Source organism: Vibrio sp. JCM 18905 (assembly GCF_055393305.1).
The window spans coordinates 499,438-516,276 of the sequence record NZ_AP043879.1; the positions used below are offsets into that span (position 1 = coordinate 499,438).

At 45.1% G+C, this 16,839-nt stretch carries 15 protein-coding genes and 1 other annotated feature; of the genes, 6 read left to right on the plus strand and 9 right to left on the minus strand.

Features of this window, described 5'->3' with window-relative positions; genetic code table 11:
• Nucleotides 1-2: 2 nt before the first annotated feature.
• Complete coding sequence (locus tag ACZ5ZC_RS10515; RefSeq protein ID WP_054867289.1) at nt 3-1,115, minus strand: anhydro-N-acetylmuramic acid kinase; 1,113 nt, start codon at nt 1,113-1,115, stop codon at nt 3-5.
• Between the two features lie 89 nt (nt 1,116-1,204).
• Between ACZ5ZC_RS10515 and nagZ the strand changes: the two genes are divergently transcribed.
• From nagZ to tyrA, 3 genes are all read left to right on the plus strand, one after another.
• Complete coding sequence (gene nagZ, locus ACZ5ZC_RS10520) at nt 1,205-2,188, plus strand: beta-N-acetylhexosaminidase (protein WP_464931903.1); 984 nt, start codon at nt 1,205-1,207, stop codon at nt 2,186-2,188.
• Between the two features lie 207 nt (nt 2,189-2,395).
• A complete protein-coding gene (locus tag ACZ5ZC_RS10525) occupies nt 2,396-3,472 on the plus strand; it encodes a 3-deoxy-7-phosphoheptulonate synthase (protein ID WP_464931904.1) in 1,077 nt (358 codons plus the stop codon).
• 21 nt (nt 3,473-3,493) lie between these two features.
• Nucleotides 3,494-4,621 carry a bifunctional chorismate mutase/prephenate dehydrogenase gene (tyrA, locus tag ACZ5ZC_RS10530; protein ID WP_464931905.1) on the plus strand — a complete coding sequence of 376 codons (1,128 nt, stop codon included), beginning with the start codon at nt 3,494-3,496 and terminating at the stop codon, nt 4,619-4,621.
• 77 nt (nt 4,622-4,698) lie between these two features.
• Here tyrA and ACZ5ZC_RS10535 read toward each other — a convergent pair whose 3' ends face one another.
• The 3 genes from ACZ5ZC_RS10535 to ettA all read right to left on the minus strand — a co-directional run bounded on the left by ACZ5ZC_RS10535 (nt 4,699) and on the right by ettA (nt 7,996).
• On the minus strand, nt 4,699-5,700 hold the full coding sequence (locus ACZ5ZC_RS10535; protein WP_005397491.1) for a M23 family metallopeptidase: 1,002 nt from the start codon (nt 5,698-5,700) through the stop codon (nt 4,699-4,701).
• A 28-nt stretch (nt 5,701-5,728) separates the two neighbouring features.
• On the minus strand, nt 5,729-6,097 hold the full coding sequence (locus ACZ5ZC_RS10540; protein WP_046874174.1) for a PilZ domain-containing protein: 369 nt from the start codon (nt 6,095-6,097) through the stop codon (nt 5,729-5,731).
• 231 nt (nt 6,098-6,328) lie between these two features.
• On the minus strand, nt 6,329-7,996 hold the full coding sequence (ettA, locus tag ACZ5ZC_RS10545; protein ID WP_005381894.1) for an energy-dependent translational throttle protein EttA: 1,668 nt from the start codon (nt 7,994-7,996) through the stop codon (nt 6,329-6,331).
• A 373-nt stretch (nt 7,997-8,369) separates the two neighbouring features.
• Between ettA and sltY the strand changes: the two genes are divergently transcribed.
• Nucleotides 8,370-10,307, plus strand: coding sequence for a murein transglycosylase (gene sltY / locus ACZ5ZC_RS10550; protein ID WP_464931906.1), 1,938 nt, complete (start codon nt 8,370-8,372; stop codon nt 10,305-10,307).
• A gap of 13 nt (nt 10,308-10,320) precedes the next feature.
• The gene (gene trpR, locus ACZ5ZC_RS10555; RefSeq protein WP_054867291.1) at nt 10,321-10,629 is read left to right on the plus strand and encodes a trp operon repressor; all 309 of its coding nucleotides are present in this window, start codon (nt 10,321-10,323) and stop codon (nt 10,627-10,629) included.
• 110 nt (nt 10,630-10,739) lie between these two features.
• On the opposite strand, the gene yjjX is transcribed toward trpR, so the two are convergent.
• The 5 genes from yjjX to ACZ5ZC_RS10580 all read right to left on the minus strand — a co-directional run bounded on the left by yjjX (nt 10,740) and on the right by ACZ5ZC_RS10580 (nt 15,725).
• On the minus strand, nt 10,740-11,273 hold the full coding sequence (gene yjjX, locus ACZ5ZC_RS10560; protein WP_005397487.1) for an inosine/xanthosine triphosphatase: 534 nt from the start codon (nt 11,271-11,273) through the stop codon (nt 10,740-10,742).
• 24 nt (nt 11,274-11,297) lie between these two features.
• Nucleotides 11,298-12,476, minus strand: a complete 1,179-nt coding sequence (gene pheA, locus ACZ5ZC_RS10565) for a prephenate dehydratase (protein WP_005397485.1) — start codon at nt 12,474-12,476, stop codon at nt 11,298-11,300.
• A 12-nt stretch (nt 12,477-12,488) separates the two neighbouring features.
• Nucleotides 12,489-12,610, minus strand: a sequence feature (Phe leader region).
• Nucleotides 12,611-12,718: 108 nt separating this feature from the next.
• Nucleotides 12,719-13,045 carry a ribosome hibernation-promoting factor, HPF/YfiA family gene (gene hpf / locus ACZ5ZC_RS10570; protein ID WP_005397484.1) on the minus strand — a complete coding sequence of 109 codons (327 nt, stop codon included), beginning with the start codon at nt 13,043-13,045 and terminating at the stop codon, nt 12,719-12,721.
• A 325-nt stretch (nt 13,046-13,370) separates the two neighbouring features.
• Nucleotides 13,371-14,825, minus strand: coding sequence for an MltF family protein (locus ACZ5ZC_RS10575; protein ID WP_176319053.1), 1,455 nt, complete (start codon nt 14,823-14,825; stop codon nt 13,371-13,373).
• A gap of 171 nt (nt 14,826-14,996) precedes the next feature.
• Nucleotides 14,997-15,725: an outer membrane protein assembly factor BamD gene (locus ACZ5ZC_RS10580; protein WP_005385927.1), complete on the minus strand. Its 729-nt coding sequence runs from the start codon at nt 15,723-15,725 to the stop codon at nt 14,997-14,999.
• Between the two features lie 136 nt (nt 15,726-15,861).
• Between ACZ5ZC_RS10580 and rluD the strand changes: the two genes are divergently transcribed.
• The gene (gene rluD / locus ACZ5ZC_RS10585; RefSeq protein ID WP_005385913.1) at nt 15,862-16,839 is read left to right on the plus strand and encodes a 23S rRNA pseudouridine(1911/1915/1917) synthase RluD; all 978 of its coding nucleotides are present in this window, start codon (nt 15,862-15,864) and stop codon (nt 16,837-16,839) included.

Genomic DNA, 16,839 nt, shown 5'->3' on the forward strand with positions numbered 1-16,839 from the left:
TATTAATTTTTTGAATACAGTACACCGAGTGAAGCCAGTCGGCTTGCGCCGGTGACTTCCGGTAAATTGCTCGGCAAACCGTTAATATGGCGCTGAGCTAACCACGCAAACGCCATTGCTTCCATATAGTCGCCATCAACGCCTTTTTCGTTGGTTGTGGTCACTTGCCATTGAGGCATTAATTCGCTTAAGCGTTGCATCAACAGTGGGTTTCTCGCTCCGCCACCACAAACCAGCAGTTGTGGAGATGTGCCACAAACAAATTTTTCTACTTCGCTGGCGATGGTAACGGCGGAATACTCACATAATGTGCGCTGAACATCTTCTGCAGAGAGTGAATGCCCAGTTAGTTGGGATTGTAACCAATCGATATTGAACAGCTCTCGGCCGGTACTTTTTGGTGCTGAGCGTGTTAAATAAGGCTCTTGAAGTAATTGATTGAGCAGTGCCAGATTGACTGTGCCTTGCAGTGCAAATTGTGCGTCTTTATCGAACCCTTGCGTCGTATGCTTTTCACACCAGGCATCCATCAACATATTACCCGGCCCTGTATCGTAGCCAACCACCGGTTGCTGTGGGTGCAAAACGGAAACATTCGCAATACCACCGATGTTTAAAACCACGGTTGTCGAGTCTTGCATCGCGAAGATACTTTTGTGGAAAGCTGGTACAAGAGGCGCGCCTTGACCGCCGAGTGCCATATCCTTACGACGAAAATCCGCTACGGTGTCGATACCGGTTTTCACCGCGATAATATTGGCATCCCCTAATTGAGTGGTAAATGGATACTCGCCAGTTGGCTGGTGGAAAACGGTTTGACCATGATTGCCAATCGCGCGTATTTGCTCAGCCGAATAGCCGGACTTCTCTAGCAGCTGCAGAACGGCATCGGCAAACAGGTGACCAAGCTGGTGGTCGAGTTCACCAATGGTTTTCAGGTTCGTCTCCTGACCAGTGCAAACGGACAATAAAGCCTGTTTCAGTTGGGCAGGCATTGGATAATCATCGTGCGCAATAAGCTGAATTTGGTTTCCTTCAATCTCAACCAAAGCCGTATCGATACCATCCATACTCGTGCCAGACATCACGCCAATGTAAAGTTGGTTAAAATTCACAGCCGATCTCGTCAATTCTTCATTCGCTTATTGTAAAGCAAATCTGAAGCGAATAACCTCATTTGGTACCAGATATTTGAGGAGAAAACATGGGTCCGTTATGGGTTGACGTTGCAGGCTATGAGCTGACTGCTGAAGACAAAGAAATTTTGGAGCATCCAACGGTTGGTGGCTTGATTCTGTTTACACGGAATTATCATGATAGTGAGCAACTTCAGGCGCTTACCCAGTCTATCCGCAAAGCGGCGAAACGTCCGCTACTGATTGGTGTCGATCAGGAAGGAGGGCGCGTACAGCGATTTCGTGAGGGCTTTTCTCTTATCCCTGCTGCTGATGAATATGCAAAACATCAAAACAGTGAAGAGCTTGCTCGAATGGGCGGCTGGCTTATGGCAGCGGAGCTGATTGCTCATGACATTGATTTGAGTTTCGCCCCTGTATTGGATAAAGGCCATCAGTGTAAAGCGATTGGTAGCAGAGCCTTCGGGGAAGATACCAATACCATCCTTCGTCATAGCACTGCGTACATGCAAGGGATGAAAAGCATCGGTATGGCGACAACAGGCAAACACTTTCCCGGTCATGGTGGCGTGATCGCTGACTCTCATCTGGAAACGCCCTACGATGAGCGCAGTGATATTTTTGAGCAAGACATGGCGATTTTCAAAGCTCAAATAGAAGCCGACATTCTGGATGCCATGATGCCAGCTCACGTCATTTTTCCTAATTACGACTCTCAACCTGCCAGCGGTTCCGAATATTGGCTGAAAACAATTCTGCGTCAGCAACTTGGTTTCAAAGGCTTGATCTTCTCTGATGATTTGACCATGGAAGGCGCGGTTATCATGGGCGGGCCTGCAGAACGCTCCATTCAGGCTTTGAATGCAGGGTGCGATATGCTATTGATGTGTAATAAGCGTGAAGCACACATTGAGGTGTTGGATAACTTGCCAGTATCAACAGTGCCACTGGCGGATGCGTTACTGAAAAAACAGTCGTTTTCTCTAAGCGATCTCAAGTTATCTCAAGAGTGGAAAGCGGCGAGTGAAGCGATGAAACGCTTGACCAGCTAAACCTCTTGTAAACGATTCAAAACACCGATTAGAAGCCAAAGTTAATTATACTTTGGCTTTTTATTTATCTGTAAATAAAAATTTACACCAAATGTTTTTTATTGTGTACGCTTGTTTTTCTTTTTTAGCCTGTTATCTTGTCGTTAAAGCTTAGTTGTCTCACCAAGGATTTGGTTGGGTGTAAAAATAAATATACAGGTTAGAGTTATGCAGAAAAGTGAGTTGAGCAATATTAATATTAGCGAAGAGCAGGTTCTTATTACCCCAGAGGAGCTAAAAACCAAGCTTCCTTTGAGTGAAAAAGCGCGCCGCTTTATTCAAGAGTCTCGCCAAACTATCGCTAATATTATTCATAAAAAGGATCATCGCCTGCTGGTTGTATGTGGTCCATGTTCTATCCACGACGTGGAAGCGGCGAAGGATTACGCAAAACGTCTTAAAGCGCTCTCTGAACAACTAAGTGACCAACTGTATATTGTTATGCGTGTTTACTTTGAAAAACCACGCACCACGGTCGGCTGGAAAGGGTTGATTAACGATCCGCACCTCGATGGCAGCTTCGATATTGAACATGGTCTGCATGTTGGACGCGCACTGCTAGTGGAATTGGCAGAGATGGAAATCCCGCTCGCGACTGAAGCTCTGGACCCAATTAGCCCACAATACTTGGCGGATACTTTTAGTTGGGCTGCGATCGGCGCACGTACTACGGAGTCACAAACTCACCGTGAAATGGCAAGTGGCCTGTCTATGCCAATCGGTTTTAAAAATGGCACGGATGGTAGTTTGGCAACCGCAATCAATGCGATGCAAGCTGCGTCTTCTAGCCACCGTTTTATGGGGATCAACCGTGAGGGACAGGTAGCGCTATTGACCACTCAGGGTAATGCTAATGGGCATGTGATCTTACGTGGCGGCAAGCAAACTAACTACGACTCAGTGTCAGTTACTGAGTGTGAGCAAGAAATGGCGAAATCTGGCCTTGATGCATCACTAATGGTGGACTGTAGTCACGCCAACTCACGTAAAGATTACCGTCGCCAGCCATTAGTCGCGGAGGATGTGATTCATCAAATCCGTGAAGGCAATAAATCTATTATCGGTCTTATGATTGAAAGCCATATCAATGAAGGAAATCAATCTTCTGACTTAGCTCTTGAAGAGATGAAATACGGTGTATCTATCACTGACGCATGTATCAATTGGGATTCAACTGAGGCACTATTACGTCATGCACATGAAGAGCTAGTGCCTTTCTTAGAAAATCGTCTAAAGGCTAATTAATACAGGATTTAAGGAACATCAATGGCAGTTGAACTTAACGCATTACGCGATCAGATTGATGCAGTCGACAAGCAAATGTTGGAGCTATTGGCTCAGCGTTTGGCGCTGGTAGAGAAAGTTGGGGAAGTAAAAAGCGAACATGGTTTGCCAATTTATGCTCCAGACCGCGAAGCGGCGATGCTGGCTTCTCGCCGAGCAGAAGCTGAGAAAATGGGAATTCCTCCACAGCTTATTGAAGATATTCTGCGTCGTACCATGCGTGAGTCTTATGCCAGTGAAAAAGACTCCGGTTTTAAGTGTTTGAAACCTGAATTACGCTCAGTGGTCATTATTGGTGGTAATGGCCAGTTAGGCGGCTTGTTTGGACGTATGTTCAAGCTATCTGGTTATCAAGTCAAAGTGCTTGGCAGCAAAGACTGGGATCGTGCGGATGACATCCTAAAAGATGCGGGCCTGGTGGTGGTTACTGTGCCAATTCACCTAACAGAAGGTGTGATTGAAAAGCTAGGTAATCTGCCACAAGACTGCATTCTGTGTGACCTGACTTCTATCAAATCTAAGCCACTGCAAGCAATGTTGAATGTGCACCAAGGACCGGTGGTTGGTTTGCACCCAATGTTTGGCCCAGATGTTCCGAGCCTTGCCAAGCAGGTTATTGTGTACTGTGATGGCCGTGGAAATGATCAATACCAATGGTTGCTGCAACAGTTTGGTATTTGGGGCGCGAGCTTGTGTCAGACTGATGCGCAAGAGCACGATCATGGCATGACGTTAATCCAAGCGCTGCGTCACTTCACCTCATTTGCTTACGGCATGCATCTAAGCAAAGAGAACCCGAACATTGAGCAACTGTTAAAGTTGAGCTCACCAATCTACCGCCTGGAGTTGGCGATGGTAGGGCGTCTGTTTGGTCAGGATCCAAACCTCTACGGTGACATCATTCTCTCATCGCAAGAAAACATCGACATGATTAAGCGATTCCACCAACGCTTCGGCGAAGCACTTGCGATTTTGGACAGCAAAGATAAAGCCAAATTTGTCGAAAGCTTTGAGCAGGTGAGTGAGTGGTTTGGTGATTATTCACAACAATTTATGAATGAGAGCCAAAACTTACTCAAACAGGCGAATGATAATATTCATCGTGGTTAATCGCGGGTTATCTATCCGTGTGGAGCCCGAAACGAAAAGAGCAGCTTACGCTGCTCTTTTTTGTGTCGAGAGATAAATCAGTTAGTCGCGGTATTGCTGGTATCTTCACTTGATACTGTATTGATACTGGTGTCGCGATAGGGGGAGTTGGTTAAATTGACTTGCAGACGCACGACATTATCAATCAATTGAACTAAAGGGCCCCATTTCACTTTTTTCTCTTTTTCAAATACATAATTGAAGTTTTCAGGTGTCCACTCCATCAAGTATTGAGGGTTGAGTGCTCGCCCAAGAAAGCGCACCTCATAATGCAGGTGCGGGCCAGTGGAATTACCTGAACTACCACATTGAGCAATCACATCGCCTTTACTGACAAATTGGCCGCTTTTCACTTTAAAGCGTTGTAAGTGAGCAAAGGAGCTCATAAAGCCAAATGAGTGACGAATAGTGACATAGTTGCCATAGCCACGATTACTCGGGCGAACGGTTTCCACCACTCCGTCTGCAGGTGCGAGGATTTCTTCTCCTCGTTTACAGGTAAGATCGATACCAGTATGAACGTGTCGTTTACCTGAAATAGGATTAATGCGACTGCCGTAGGAAGAAGAAATACGTTGGTATGTCACTGGGCTATCATTTGGAATCAAACGAAACATGGTTGCTCGAACCGCGGAATCGATAGCTGCTGCATCAATTCGCTCTTCTAACGCCATGTTGTTTTCATCGATCATCAGCTCTTCGTCAGCGAGACCTAGAACCGATTCGACGTCGAATACCCGTTTTCCTAATAGCTGAATTTGATTGTTCTTATCGGTCAATGACTGAGAAAGCGAGTGGTTGGTATCAAGCTGCTCTTCATAAAGCGCGGTGATTTCGGCCTTTTCACTTTCTAGTTTGGCGATGGTTTGTGTTAGTTCGTCTTTATTGTGTATCTGCTGTTGATTGAGATACCACGCGCCACCAACGACGGCGGGTAATGCCAATACCGAAGCAAATACTGCTAGGACCGAACTGCGGCCCAAATAGAACTGCTGATCGCCGTCTTTCGTCGGGATCTGCATGATGATTTTTTTAGACATAGTTATTGTTACTTAAATAGGCGTTCATTTATTTTTCTCCTAAATCAGAGAGATGTTCTAACTCTCGGTTCAGAAGGTCGTTATTGCCTACATTCAATTCTATAAATCGTTTTAGTTGGCTAATGCTCTCGATGTCTATCTTGATGATCTTTAACCTAATCTCACACTTAGAAACATCCACAATTTGCGCTTTTAACGTAATCACTTGTTCGGATTGATCAAATGAAAAAGTTACATGGACTGGAAGGGCTGGATCCAAAGCCTCAGTCTCTTCCACTTTCATGAGTAAACCATGTAAGGAAAGATCTTGAATCCTAGCTTCAATTGCCAAGTCACGTTGTTCTACCTTCGCTGGCGCTTGATGGAGAATGCGTGAAAAGCGTCGTCTCTCTGCCATGTGCATTTTCTCGTCATGTCTTCAAACAGAATTGAATAGTATATCAATGCGAACAAAAAATGTTCGATTGCTGTTTGAAAAGTGTCGAGGTCGCTACAGAGTGACGTAAGTGCAATGTCATGTTCTTAACGAACGAGACGGGCTAATGAGCTCTTTTTTATAACAAAGAAAACAAAGGCCGCTATGATAGCGGCCTTTGTACAAATTACAATCAAACTTTGCGGGTTGCTATTACTTCGCAATACGCTTGTATTTGATGCGGTGTGGTTCTGCGGCTTCAGGGCCCAACGTTTTCTTCAACCAGTCCATGTACTCGGTGTAGTTACCTTCGTAGAAGTTAACTTGGCCTTCGTCACGGTAGTCAATGATGTGGGTCGCGATACGGTCAAGGAACCAACGGTCGTGCGAGATAACCATTGCACAACCAGGGAACTCTAGTAGTGCTTCTTCTAGAGCACGCAGTGTTTCCACGTCAAGGTCGTTGGTCGGTTCGTCGAGTAGTAACACGTTACCGCCCGCTTTAAGCAGTTTCGCAAGGTGGACACGGTTACGCTCACCACCTGATAGCTCACCAATGATTTTTTGTTGGTCGCTGCCTTTAAAGTTAAAGCGCGAACAGTACGCGCGAGCAGGGATTTCGAAGTTGTTGATCTTAATGATATCTGCGCCTTCAGAAATCTCTTGGAATACGGTTTTAGAATCGTCCATGCTGTCACGGAACTGATCGACCGATGCAAGTTTCACAGTGTCGCCCATTTCAATTGTGCCTGAATCTGGTTGTTCAGTACCACTTAACATCTTGAATAGGGTCGATTTACCTGCGCCGTTCGCACCGATGATACCAACAATCGCACCTTTAGGGATGCTGAATGATAGGTCATCAATTAGAACACGGCCGTCAAATGACTTCGTTAGGTTCTTCACTTCAATAACTTTATCACCTAGGCGCTCACCTGGCGGGATAAACAGTTCATTGGTTTCGTTACGTTTTTGGTGATCAGAGCTTTGCAGTTCTTCAAAGCGTGCCATACGTGCTTTTGATTTCGCTTGACGACCTTTAGGGTTTTTACGTACCCACTCAAGTTCTTTCTCGATGGTTTTTTGACGAGCACTTTCTTGAGATGCTTCTTGTTGTAGGCGAGCGTCTTTTTGCTCCAACCATGAGGTGTAGTTACCTTCCCATGGGATACCTTCACCACGGTCAAGCTCTAAGATCCAACCTGCGGCGTTATCTAGGAAGTAACGGTCGTGGGTGATAGCGACTACAGTACCTGTGTAATCCACTAAGAAGCGCTCTAGCCAAGCAACAGATTCTGCATCTAGGTGGTTGGTAGGCTCATCAAGCAGCAGCATGTCTGGTTTAGAAAGTAGCAGGCGACAAATAGCGACACGGCGGCGTTCACCACCTGATAGGTGCGCAATTTTTTGGTCCCATTCAGGTAAACGAAGTGCGTTTGCAGCTCGCTCAAGTGCGTTTTCTAGGTTGTGACCATCTTTCGCTTGGATCAGAGCTTCAAGTTCGCCTTGCTCTTTTGCAAGTGCGTCGAAGTCTGCATCTGGTTCTGCGTAAGCCGCATAGACCGCATCCAAACGTTTCAATGCGTCAGCAACGTCAGCAACCGCTTCTTCAACAACTTCGCGAACGGTTTTTGATTCGTCTAATACTGGCTCCTGGGGTAGGTAGCCTACGTTTAGACCAGGTTGTGGACGCGCTTCACCGTCGATATCCGTGTCGATACCTGCCATGATACGTAGCAGTGTGGATTTACCTGCACCGTTCAGACCTAAAACACCGATTTTCGCACCAGGGAAGAAGCTCAGAGAGATGTCTTTAAGAATTTGACGCTTAGGTGGCACAATCTTGCTCACCCGCGACATGGTATATACGTATTCAGCCATTGCCGATCGTTCCTAAATTAACTGTCATTCAAACCCATCATTTTATACCAAGTGCTTTGTTTTTGTTACCGCATTGCAAGAATTTCCCTTTCGAATGGATTTCTTATTTTGAGCTGACCGGAAACTTACACGGTTAGGGTATACACTTTTGTTATTCGTTATAAATGACGAAGTGCTTTCTGCACAAGTTAGGAACTCCTTGTCTCCATCGTCTTAAAAGTTTCACGAGTACAATTTTTAATACACTAAGTTGCTTTACATGGACATCTGCATTCTGTGTAAATAGATGCATGTGTGAAAATTGCCTTAACATCACATGAACGCTAACAAAACGAGGCTTTGGGGCAGTATATGTCTGGGGAAAATGACACAAATGAGATTCAACGTATCTGAATTGGCTAAAAACGTATGCTGCGCAGCCGCGCTGTGTGCGATGAGTTTGAGTGCTAATGCCGCGCTGAGCTTGGAAAAGCAGCGTGAAGTTTATGAGCAAGCTCAAGATTTATTAGATAAAAATGACATCGACGGATACCTTTCGATCCGTCCTAAAATTTCTGACTATCCACTGACGCCTTATGTGGACTACCGAACATTTATTAGAAAGTTACCGGAAAAGTCGCCACAGCAGGTGAACGAATTTATTTCGGAGTACGAGTCGTTTCCTTTTTCTCGTCGTGTTCGCGCTCCATACCTCAACCATCTTTATAAGCAAAAAGATTGGAAAACCATTACTGAATTTCAAAAAGTCATTCCAAGTGGCGAGCGTTACCAATGTATTTTCTACGTGGCTCAGTTAGAGCAAGGTAAGACAGTCGCCGCGTTTAAAGGGGCTGAGCATATGTGGTTGCGTGGCAGAAGTATTGCCGATGAGTGCGATCCATTATTCGCAGCATGGGACAAGGCAGGTGAACGTACTGATGAATTAATTCTCCAGCGTATGCTACTGGCGTTTGATGCTCGTAATGGCAGTTTGATGAGTTACTTACTTAAACTGCCTAAATCCTCGCAGGCAAGGCAACAAGCGAAAGAAATGAAGGCGTTGTTTGATAACCCTTCAAGCGTTGCGGAGTTCGCGAAGAAAAAACCGGCTAATGATTTTAATCGAGCGCAAAGCGAATATGCGTTGGAAAAGCTAGCTCGCATGAATACCAGTCAAGCGCAGAGTGTATATGATGCCGTTATTAAAGGGCAGAAGTTTTCTCCAGAAAAGGCGCAAGCCCTGGCTGACTATATCGCATTTCGATTGACCCGTACTGAGTCTGAGTCACTAGCTAAGTGGCGCGATGATAAAACGAAAACCAGCCAGTACTTACCGCTCATTGAAACTCGCATTCGCCTAGCGATTCAGAACGCGGATTGGAAAGGCGTACAAGAGTGGATTGCCGTTCTCAATAAAGAAGAGCAAGCGTCGCTTCGCTGGCAATACTGGCTTGGACGAAGTGAAATTGCGTTAGGTGATGACATCGCAGGGAAACAGCGTTTAGCGACTTTGGTCGGGCAGCGAAACTTCTATAGTGTGGCAGCCGCCAATGCGATTGGACAATCAATCAAATACCCTACGCATACGGTTAAGTTTGATAAGCGAGTGGTTCAACCCTATCAAGATTCGTTAGTTCGTATTGAAGAGTTGATCGCGACGGATAAAATCGCAGCAGCGAAAAGTGAATGGGCACATTTATTGCGCCGCGTAGGGAAAGATGAAAAGGCGATGTTGGCGGCTTATGCGTCTTCTAAGCGTTGGCATAACCTAACGGTGACCGCGAGTATTCAAGCGCAGATGTGGGATAATATCGAACTGAGGTTCCCGATTGCGCATCGCTGGTGGTTTAACTTTTATGCAAAAAAACACAACATAGATCCCGTGACGATGATGTCCCTGGCTCGACAGGAAAGTGCGTTGGATGTCGAAGCCCGTTCTCCAGTTGGTGCTCGTGGTCTTATGCAGATCATGCCCGCAACAGCAAAGTACACAGCACGTAAATATAAGTTGAGTTATCAAGGTACGCAGGATCTCTACAATGTGGGCAAAAATATCGAAATTGGTAGCCATTATTTGCAAGGCTTATTAGAGGATTACGATAATAATCGTATTTTTGCTCTTGCTGCTTATAATGCAGGTCCTAACAGAGTAAAAACGTGGCGAGAGCGTACCCAAGGAAAAGTGGATGCTTATGCCTTTATTGAGGCAATTCCATTTAGAGAGACACGCGGTTATGTACAAAACATCCTGATGTTTGAAACATATTACCGTGATCTTTTGGGTATCGATGGCGCGTTCTTGAATCAACATGAGATCAATACCAAGTATTGAGTGAGGTAACTTGATGTCGCACGAACCCGAGTACAGAGACTGGCAACAGATTATTGAGCTAATTCGAACTAGCATGGAGAGTGAGCAAGATGACATGCTGTTAACCATGCTGATGTCACGTGATGAGAGAGAATCATTAATATCACGCGTTAATATTATTAACGAGCTTCTTAAAGGAAAATTATCTCAACGCCAGATCAGCCAGATGCTTGGCGTGGGTATTGCCACTATTACTCGTGGCTCTAACGAGTTAAAGTCTAAATCTGATGAAGAGAAAGACAAACTCAAGGTTTTGTTAGAGCAAGTTGCGGTATCTAAGTAGCCAGTGATTCCAATTCGCCTTTAGGGATTGGTATCACAAGTGGTTAAGATAACATGTTAAAAAGGGCGGAAATATCCGCCCTTTTTCATACCTAGCGAATAGGGTGAGCCTTATAAATTTGAAGGGAAGTGCTCAGGGTTTGTGAATGGAATCAGAGCCAGAATCAAGGCTTGATGGTAAACCGAACTTCGAGTCAGCTGGTTTTGGGTGAGCAGGCTGATGGCACCACCTTTCTGTTTGATGTTCTCGGTACCAAACACCTCATCCATGACATCTCCCAGCTCATTCGCATGTTCGAGTTTTTCCAATACTTTAGGCGGCAGCATTAAGCTCGCAGAGCGAGATTCACCACGGTGAGTATTCGACTCAATCACCATCCACGCAAACGTCACGTTTGTTTCAATTCCCGCTTCAAGTCCGACATAGTAATCCGCGTTTGGCATCTCTACTTTTGCGTTTTTAACGCGGTTTAGTGCACCGCGATGAGTTTCTTCATCAGTCATAGGTTGATCTGCGACTTCACTAGGTACACTGACGCCGACGAAGTTGAACTCTTGGTGCGGAAATGCACTGTTAAATGCACTTTGAACGGCATTAATTTTAGCTGGGTTTAGCGATGCGATTACGACTTTTTGGGTTGCCATGATCTTTTTACTCACTGGTGTCTATTAACTCAATTTTACTTGGGTAGGCTTTACGTTCTCACTAGGGTAACAGCCTAATACTTTCAAGTGTTTAGTTATTTTTGTTAGCTCTTCTAGTGCCTGTTGCATTTCTGTCGAAGCAAGATGGGATTCCAAGTCTACGTAGAACATTTCTTCCCATGGGTTCCCCATAATTGGACGTGATTCTAGCTTGGTCATATTGATGCCGTAACGTTGCAGCACTAATAGTGTTTCAACCAGTGAGCCAGCCTCTTGGGAGGTCGACATGATCAAGGTAGTTTTTGCTGGAATCTGAGTTGAAACCTCAACTGGTTTGCGAGCAACCACGATAAAACGAGTATGGTTCTCAGTTTGGTTTGCGATGTTGCCTTGAATTGCTTGCAAGCCGTATAGCTTACCGCTTGATGCATTACCAATTGCAGCAACATCATCACGATCCATCTCTTGGACTTTTTGCATTGCATCTGCCGTGCTGGCGCAAGACTCCAGTTTTACACCTTTCATACGGCTTAAAAACTCACTGCACTGTTGGTGTGGCTGAGGATGTGAATACAGCGTTTTAATGTTTTCCAGACGAATGTCTTTTTTCGCAACCAAGCAGTGCTCGATTGGTTGAGTTAGCTCTCCAACGATGTACAGCGTCGTGTGTTGTAGTAGGTCATACACTTCATTAATAGAGCCTGAACTGGTGTTTTCGATAGGCAGAACACCATAATCAGCATGGCCCGATTCTACTGTTTGAGTCACTTCTTTGAAGTGTTCGCAGTTGAGCTCGATAAGTTCTGTATTTTTACGGCTGAAGTATTCGCGGCTTGCCAAGTGCGAGTAAGAGCCTTTGGCTCCTAAGAAAGCGACGCGAGCAAGTGGCTTACGACTTTGTTGCGGGTTAACGAGGTTTTGCAGGTAACTTTGCTGAAGAAGCACAGAGTCTTCAATGATGGTATGGAAAAGTTTAGTGATGTACTGCGCGTCGAGTTCGTATTTATCTCGGCCATTAGAAATCAGCTTAACTAATAGTTGTTGTTCTCGAACGGCATCACGAACGGGTTTTGAGGTTTGTACTTTACTTTTGGCTACTTCAATGCTGAGTTTACGGCGCTCAGACAATAAGCTGAGAAGTTGGTCATCCAGCTCATTCAAGCGCAAACGAATTTCTTCGAGGGAAATAGGTTGGTCAGTCATCAATTCTTTCCTTATAAAAAAGCCTCCCGATTTGGGAGGCTTTCTGTTTGTTTTTGACTTTTCTTTCACAAACGAGTTCGCCCCTCCGACTATGGGAGGAAAAAGAAGTCAAAAATAAACAGTGAGGTTAAATGCATAAATAGTGCTTAATTTATGAGTGTTTAAACACAATAAGCAAGGCGGGGGAGAGCGTCAAGCAAAAAAATAGCGCCTTTCGGCGCTATTTCCTCAATCTGGTCAGTTTACTCTTCTTCTTCCACTAGCTCTGGCTTATTCGCTCGGCGAGCTTCAGGTTTGTGGGTCAGCTTGTTCAATTGTCGTTCTAGTTTTTGCTCCACTTCGTTGATAGCTGCGTAAAGATCTTCGTGAGTTGCTGAGGCAATGAGCTGGCCTTTAGGAACTTTAATAACGGCTTCGAATTTCTTCTGTTTGTTTGGTTCCTCACTGAAAGTTGCTTGGCAACCAATTAGGTCTACTTGCCATTTCTCCAGTTTTTTAAACTTGCTCTCAATATGAGCTCGGATTGCAGAGGTGATTTCGATGTTTTTGCCAGTGATATTCATTGTCATAAGTGTTTTTCCTCTGTTGCATCCCTCATGGGTTGAGTTCAGATTACCGCTTTAAGCATAAAAAAATGTGATTCAGATCATTATTTTGTTCGGGGTTTTTATGATGAAAAATGAATGTGATCTCACTCAAGATCTGCTGAGATTTATCGTGAAATTGCTTGTTATCGGTTAGTAAATCCGTAGATTGGATAGAGTACTCAGCTGAAAACGTCTTCGTTTTTAGGGAAGTTTTACGGCCTAATATTAGAGGTGGTTAAAATTTAACTATACGTAAAGTGTGATGACAATCACTGAGTCTCTCAGACGAATTTATTTACAAAGCCGCTTATTGTACAAGCGGCTTTTTTGTGTCTGGCGTTTGACTGACTTTTCGTAGCGGTATCATGAAGAAGGGATCCTTTGGAGCCAGTGATACCCGCTCTAGACTTTTGACCTGGTCCAAACTTTCTAGCTGTTTGTATATAACGTAATAGCGATTAATGCTTGTGACGTACCCAACCGTTGAGCTTAAACTTTTCCGCATAACGACTTCCACGTTATTGAACCAAATATTAGGATCGTAGCCTTGCTGGGCTGCACGTTTACGAATTCGTTCTACATTCCCGGGGCCAGCATTGTAAGCCGCTAAGGTAAAGTAGAGTTTATTTTCCGCCGTAATAGCAGGATCACTGAAGTACTGTTTACGCAAAAATGCTAAATACTTCACGCCAGCATGAATATTGTTTTCTAGCTGCCGAACGTTTTTGATATTGATATTAGGGTCTCGAGCCGTGCTGGGTAGAACTTGCATTATGCCGACTGCACCTCGACTTCCAACGAGGTCGTTATTAAAGCCGGACTCTTTATAAGCGACGGCTGCGATCAGTAGATAGTCGATATCGTACTTCTCACCATAGCGTGAAAACAACGTAGCAAGCTTTTCTAGTTGAGCAATTTTGTTGGGGTTAAGGGCTTTGTTTAGCCAACCTGTGTTATCGATGTATTTTCCGTAAATGACGTTACCGAGCAGTGTCCCAGAACGAGATTTCTGAATAAACTTGTTCACGACGGCTTTCAAACTTGGGCTGTTTTCCCGCATTGCCCAAGCGATTTTACCATTTTCACGAATAGGGATTTCTGGGTGAGCTCGAATATCATCCATCACCTTCAGCCAAAGTTTGGCTTTATGACTATCGAGAACAATGGCTTTGACGTAGCCGTTATTGAGCATCCCAACCAGTTCGTAGTCTTGCAGTGTTTCTTCAATAAAATGTACGACAACGGGTGGCAAGCCTTTTTTATTTAGCTTCTTATTTAGTGCTTGAATACTCTCAAAGTAGCTAGAACTGGCACGTACCCAAACCTCTTTGCCGCTCAGTTGCTCAATGTTAGTCATGGCTGGTGTGCTTTTGTTCGTGACTATCCACTCGTCAATACCAGTAAGAATGGGTGAACTAAAATCGACTTTCTGTTTACGTGTGTTGGTAATGGTCAGATTGGCGACGACTAGATCACCGGAGCCATTTTCTAAGGCTGGCAGAAGTTGGTCACGGGCTAGAGGAATAATTTGTACGTTAAGTTTCGGTTTGAGCTTACGAAGGTCTTTTTCGAAATGCGCCAGGAGTTCTGCACCTATTCCTTTTGGTGTACCGCCCTCAATGTAATAGAAGCCTAGATCAGCAGAAACGAGGACACGTAAAACATTCTTCTCTTTAATAACATCGAGATCCCCAGTGTAAGGAGGTTGCTTGAGTGGTGATATTTGCAGTGCGCAAACGGAAGCAGACAATAAGAGCAGCATAACTGCGCATAGCTTAGGTATCTTCACGTTCACATCCTTTTATAAAGGGGAGGGGAACTTTAAGCATATGTAGAGCCCCGTAGATCATCAAGCAAGGGCAGAACACGCTATTGCGGGTAATAAAAAACCGCCACGGTAAAAACGGTGGCGGTTTAGTTTGAAGCGGCTCAGTTACTTCACAGGGTTGAGCTCGATAAGCTTTTCAGTTCTTGCTACGGCGTCTTCCAAACCGAGTTGCTTGTAGGCCTCTAGCTGGATAGTCAGTGACTTACGTGCCGCTTCGGTGTCTGGGAATGCTTTTTGTAGCTCTTGACTGCGATTAATTGCAGCTACCCAGGCTTCACGGCGGAGGTAGAAGTCAGCCGTCGCTAAGTCATAGTTCGCTAGGCGGTTTTTCAGCGCAACCATGCGTTTTTGTGAATCTTGTGCGTATGGGCTGTTCGGGTAGCGTTGAAGCAGTTTTTTGAAGTCATCAAACGCTTTTTTTACTGGCTCAGGATCGCGATCGCTTCGATCTACGCTGAACAAATCATGCATAAAGTTACGATCTTGCGCCATATGGCTTAGGCCGCGCATGTACAGTACCCAGTCCATTTTTTCATGGGTTGGGTTTAAACGCATAAAGCGAGAAATGGTTGCCAAGCCCAAAGCAAGGTCGTCGTTTTTGTAGTACGCATAGATTAGGTCAAGCTGCACCTGTTCTGAGTAGGCACCGAATGGGTAACGTGAGTCTAATGCTTCCAGTTTCTCAATTGCAGAAAGCCAATTACCACTTTGAAGAGAAATCTGTGCGTCTGCATACAGTTCCGAAGGCGGCACATCAGGAACGATTTCTTCTTTGCTTGCACATCCAAACAGAAGGGATACCGCTAAAAGGCCTGTTAAAGTCTGACGTTTCATATCAGGAGTCTGTTCCTTGAATCTAAATATTTCTTAAGCTGCCGTTACTTTCTTTCCAGTAACAGATACAATGACGTAATAGTCTATTTTTTCACAGTCGTGAGCATTAGTCTCACAGTTTTTAAAAAAGTTCGATATGGCTCAGCAGATTGTATTAACAAATACCGTAAAAGATAGCCAGTTAGGTCAACGTTTAGACCAAGCTATCGCCGAATTATTCGCGGACTTCTCTCGCTCGCGCCTGAAAGAGTGGCTGCTTGATGGGAAAGTTCAAGTTAATGGTGAAGTTGTCACCAAACCTCGCACCAAAGTAATGGGTGGCGAGGAAATTACATTGCAAGCCGAGTTAGAAGATGAAGAACGCTGGGAAGCGCAAGATATTCCGTTAGATATCGTTTTTGAAGATGACGATATTATCGTTATCAATAAGCCTCGTGACTTTGTGGTTCACCCAGGTGCCGGTACGCCAGATGGTACGGTACTTAATGCGTTGTTGCATCATTACCCTGATATCGCAGAAGTACCTCGTGCAGGTATTGTGCACCGTCTGGATAAAGACACAACGGGTCTGATGGTGGTGGCGAAAACCGTTCCTGCACAAACTCGTCTGGTTCGCGCACTGCAAAAACGTAATATTACTCGAGAGTACGAAGCGATCGCTATTGGTCGTATGACAGCGGGCGGTAAAGTGGACCAACCTATTGGTCGTCATTCTACCAAGCGCACGCTTATGGCGGTAGCACCAATGGGTAAACCAGCGGTAACGCACTACCGTGTCGCTGAACGTTTCCGCGAACACACACGTATCCGTCTGCGTCTTGAAACGGGTCGTACGCACCAGATCCGTGTGCACATGTCTTACCTCCAGCATCCGCTGCTCGGTGATATTGCATATGGTGGACGTGCTCGCATCCCGACAGGTGCTTCTGAAGAGCTAACGGCAATGATCCGTGGCTTCGATCGCCAAGCATTGCACGCCGTAATGCTACGCTTTGAACATCCAATTACGGGAGAAGTACTTGAGTTCCATGCCCCTGTGCCTGATGACATGGTGGCGATGACTGAAGCGCTTCGTCAAGATACGGAAGAGCACGGTTTACCGGAAGAGTTCTAA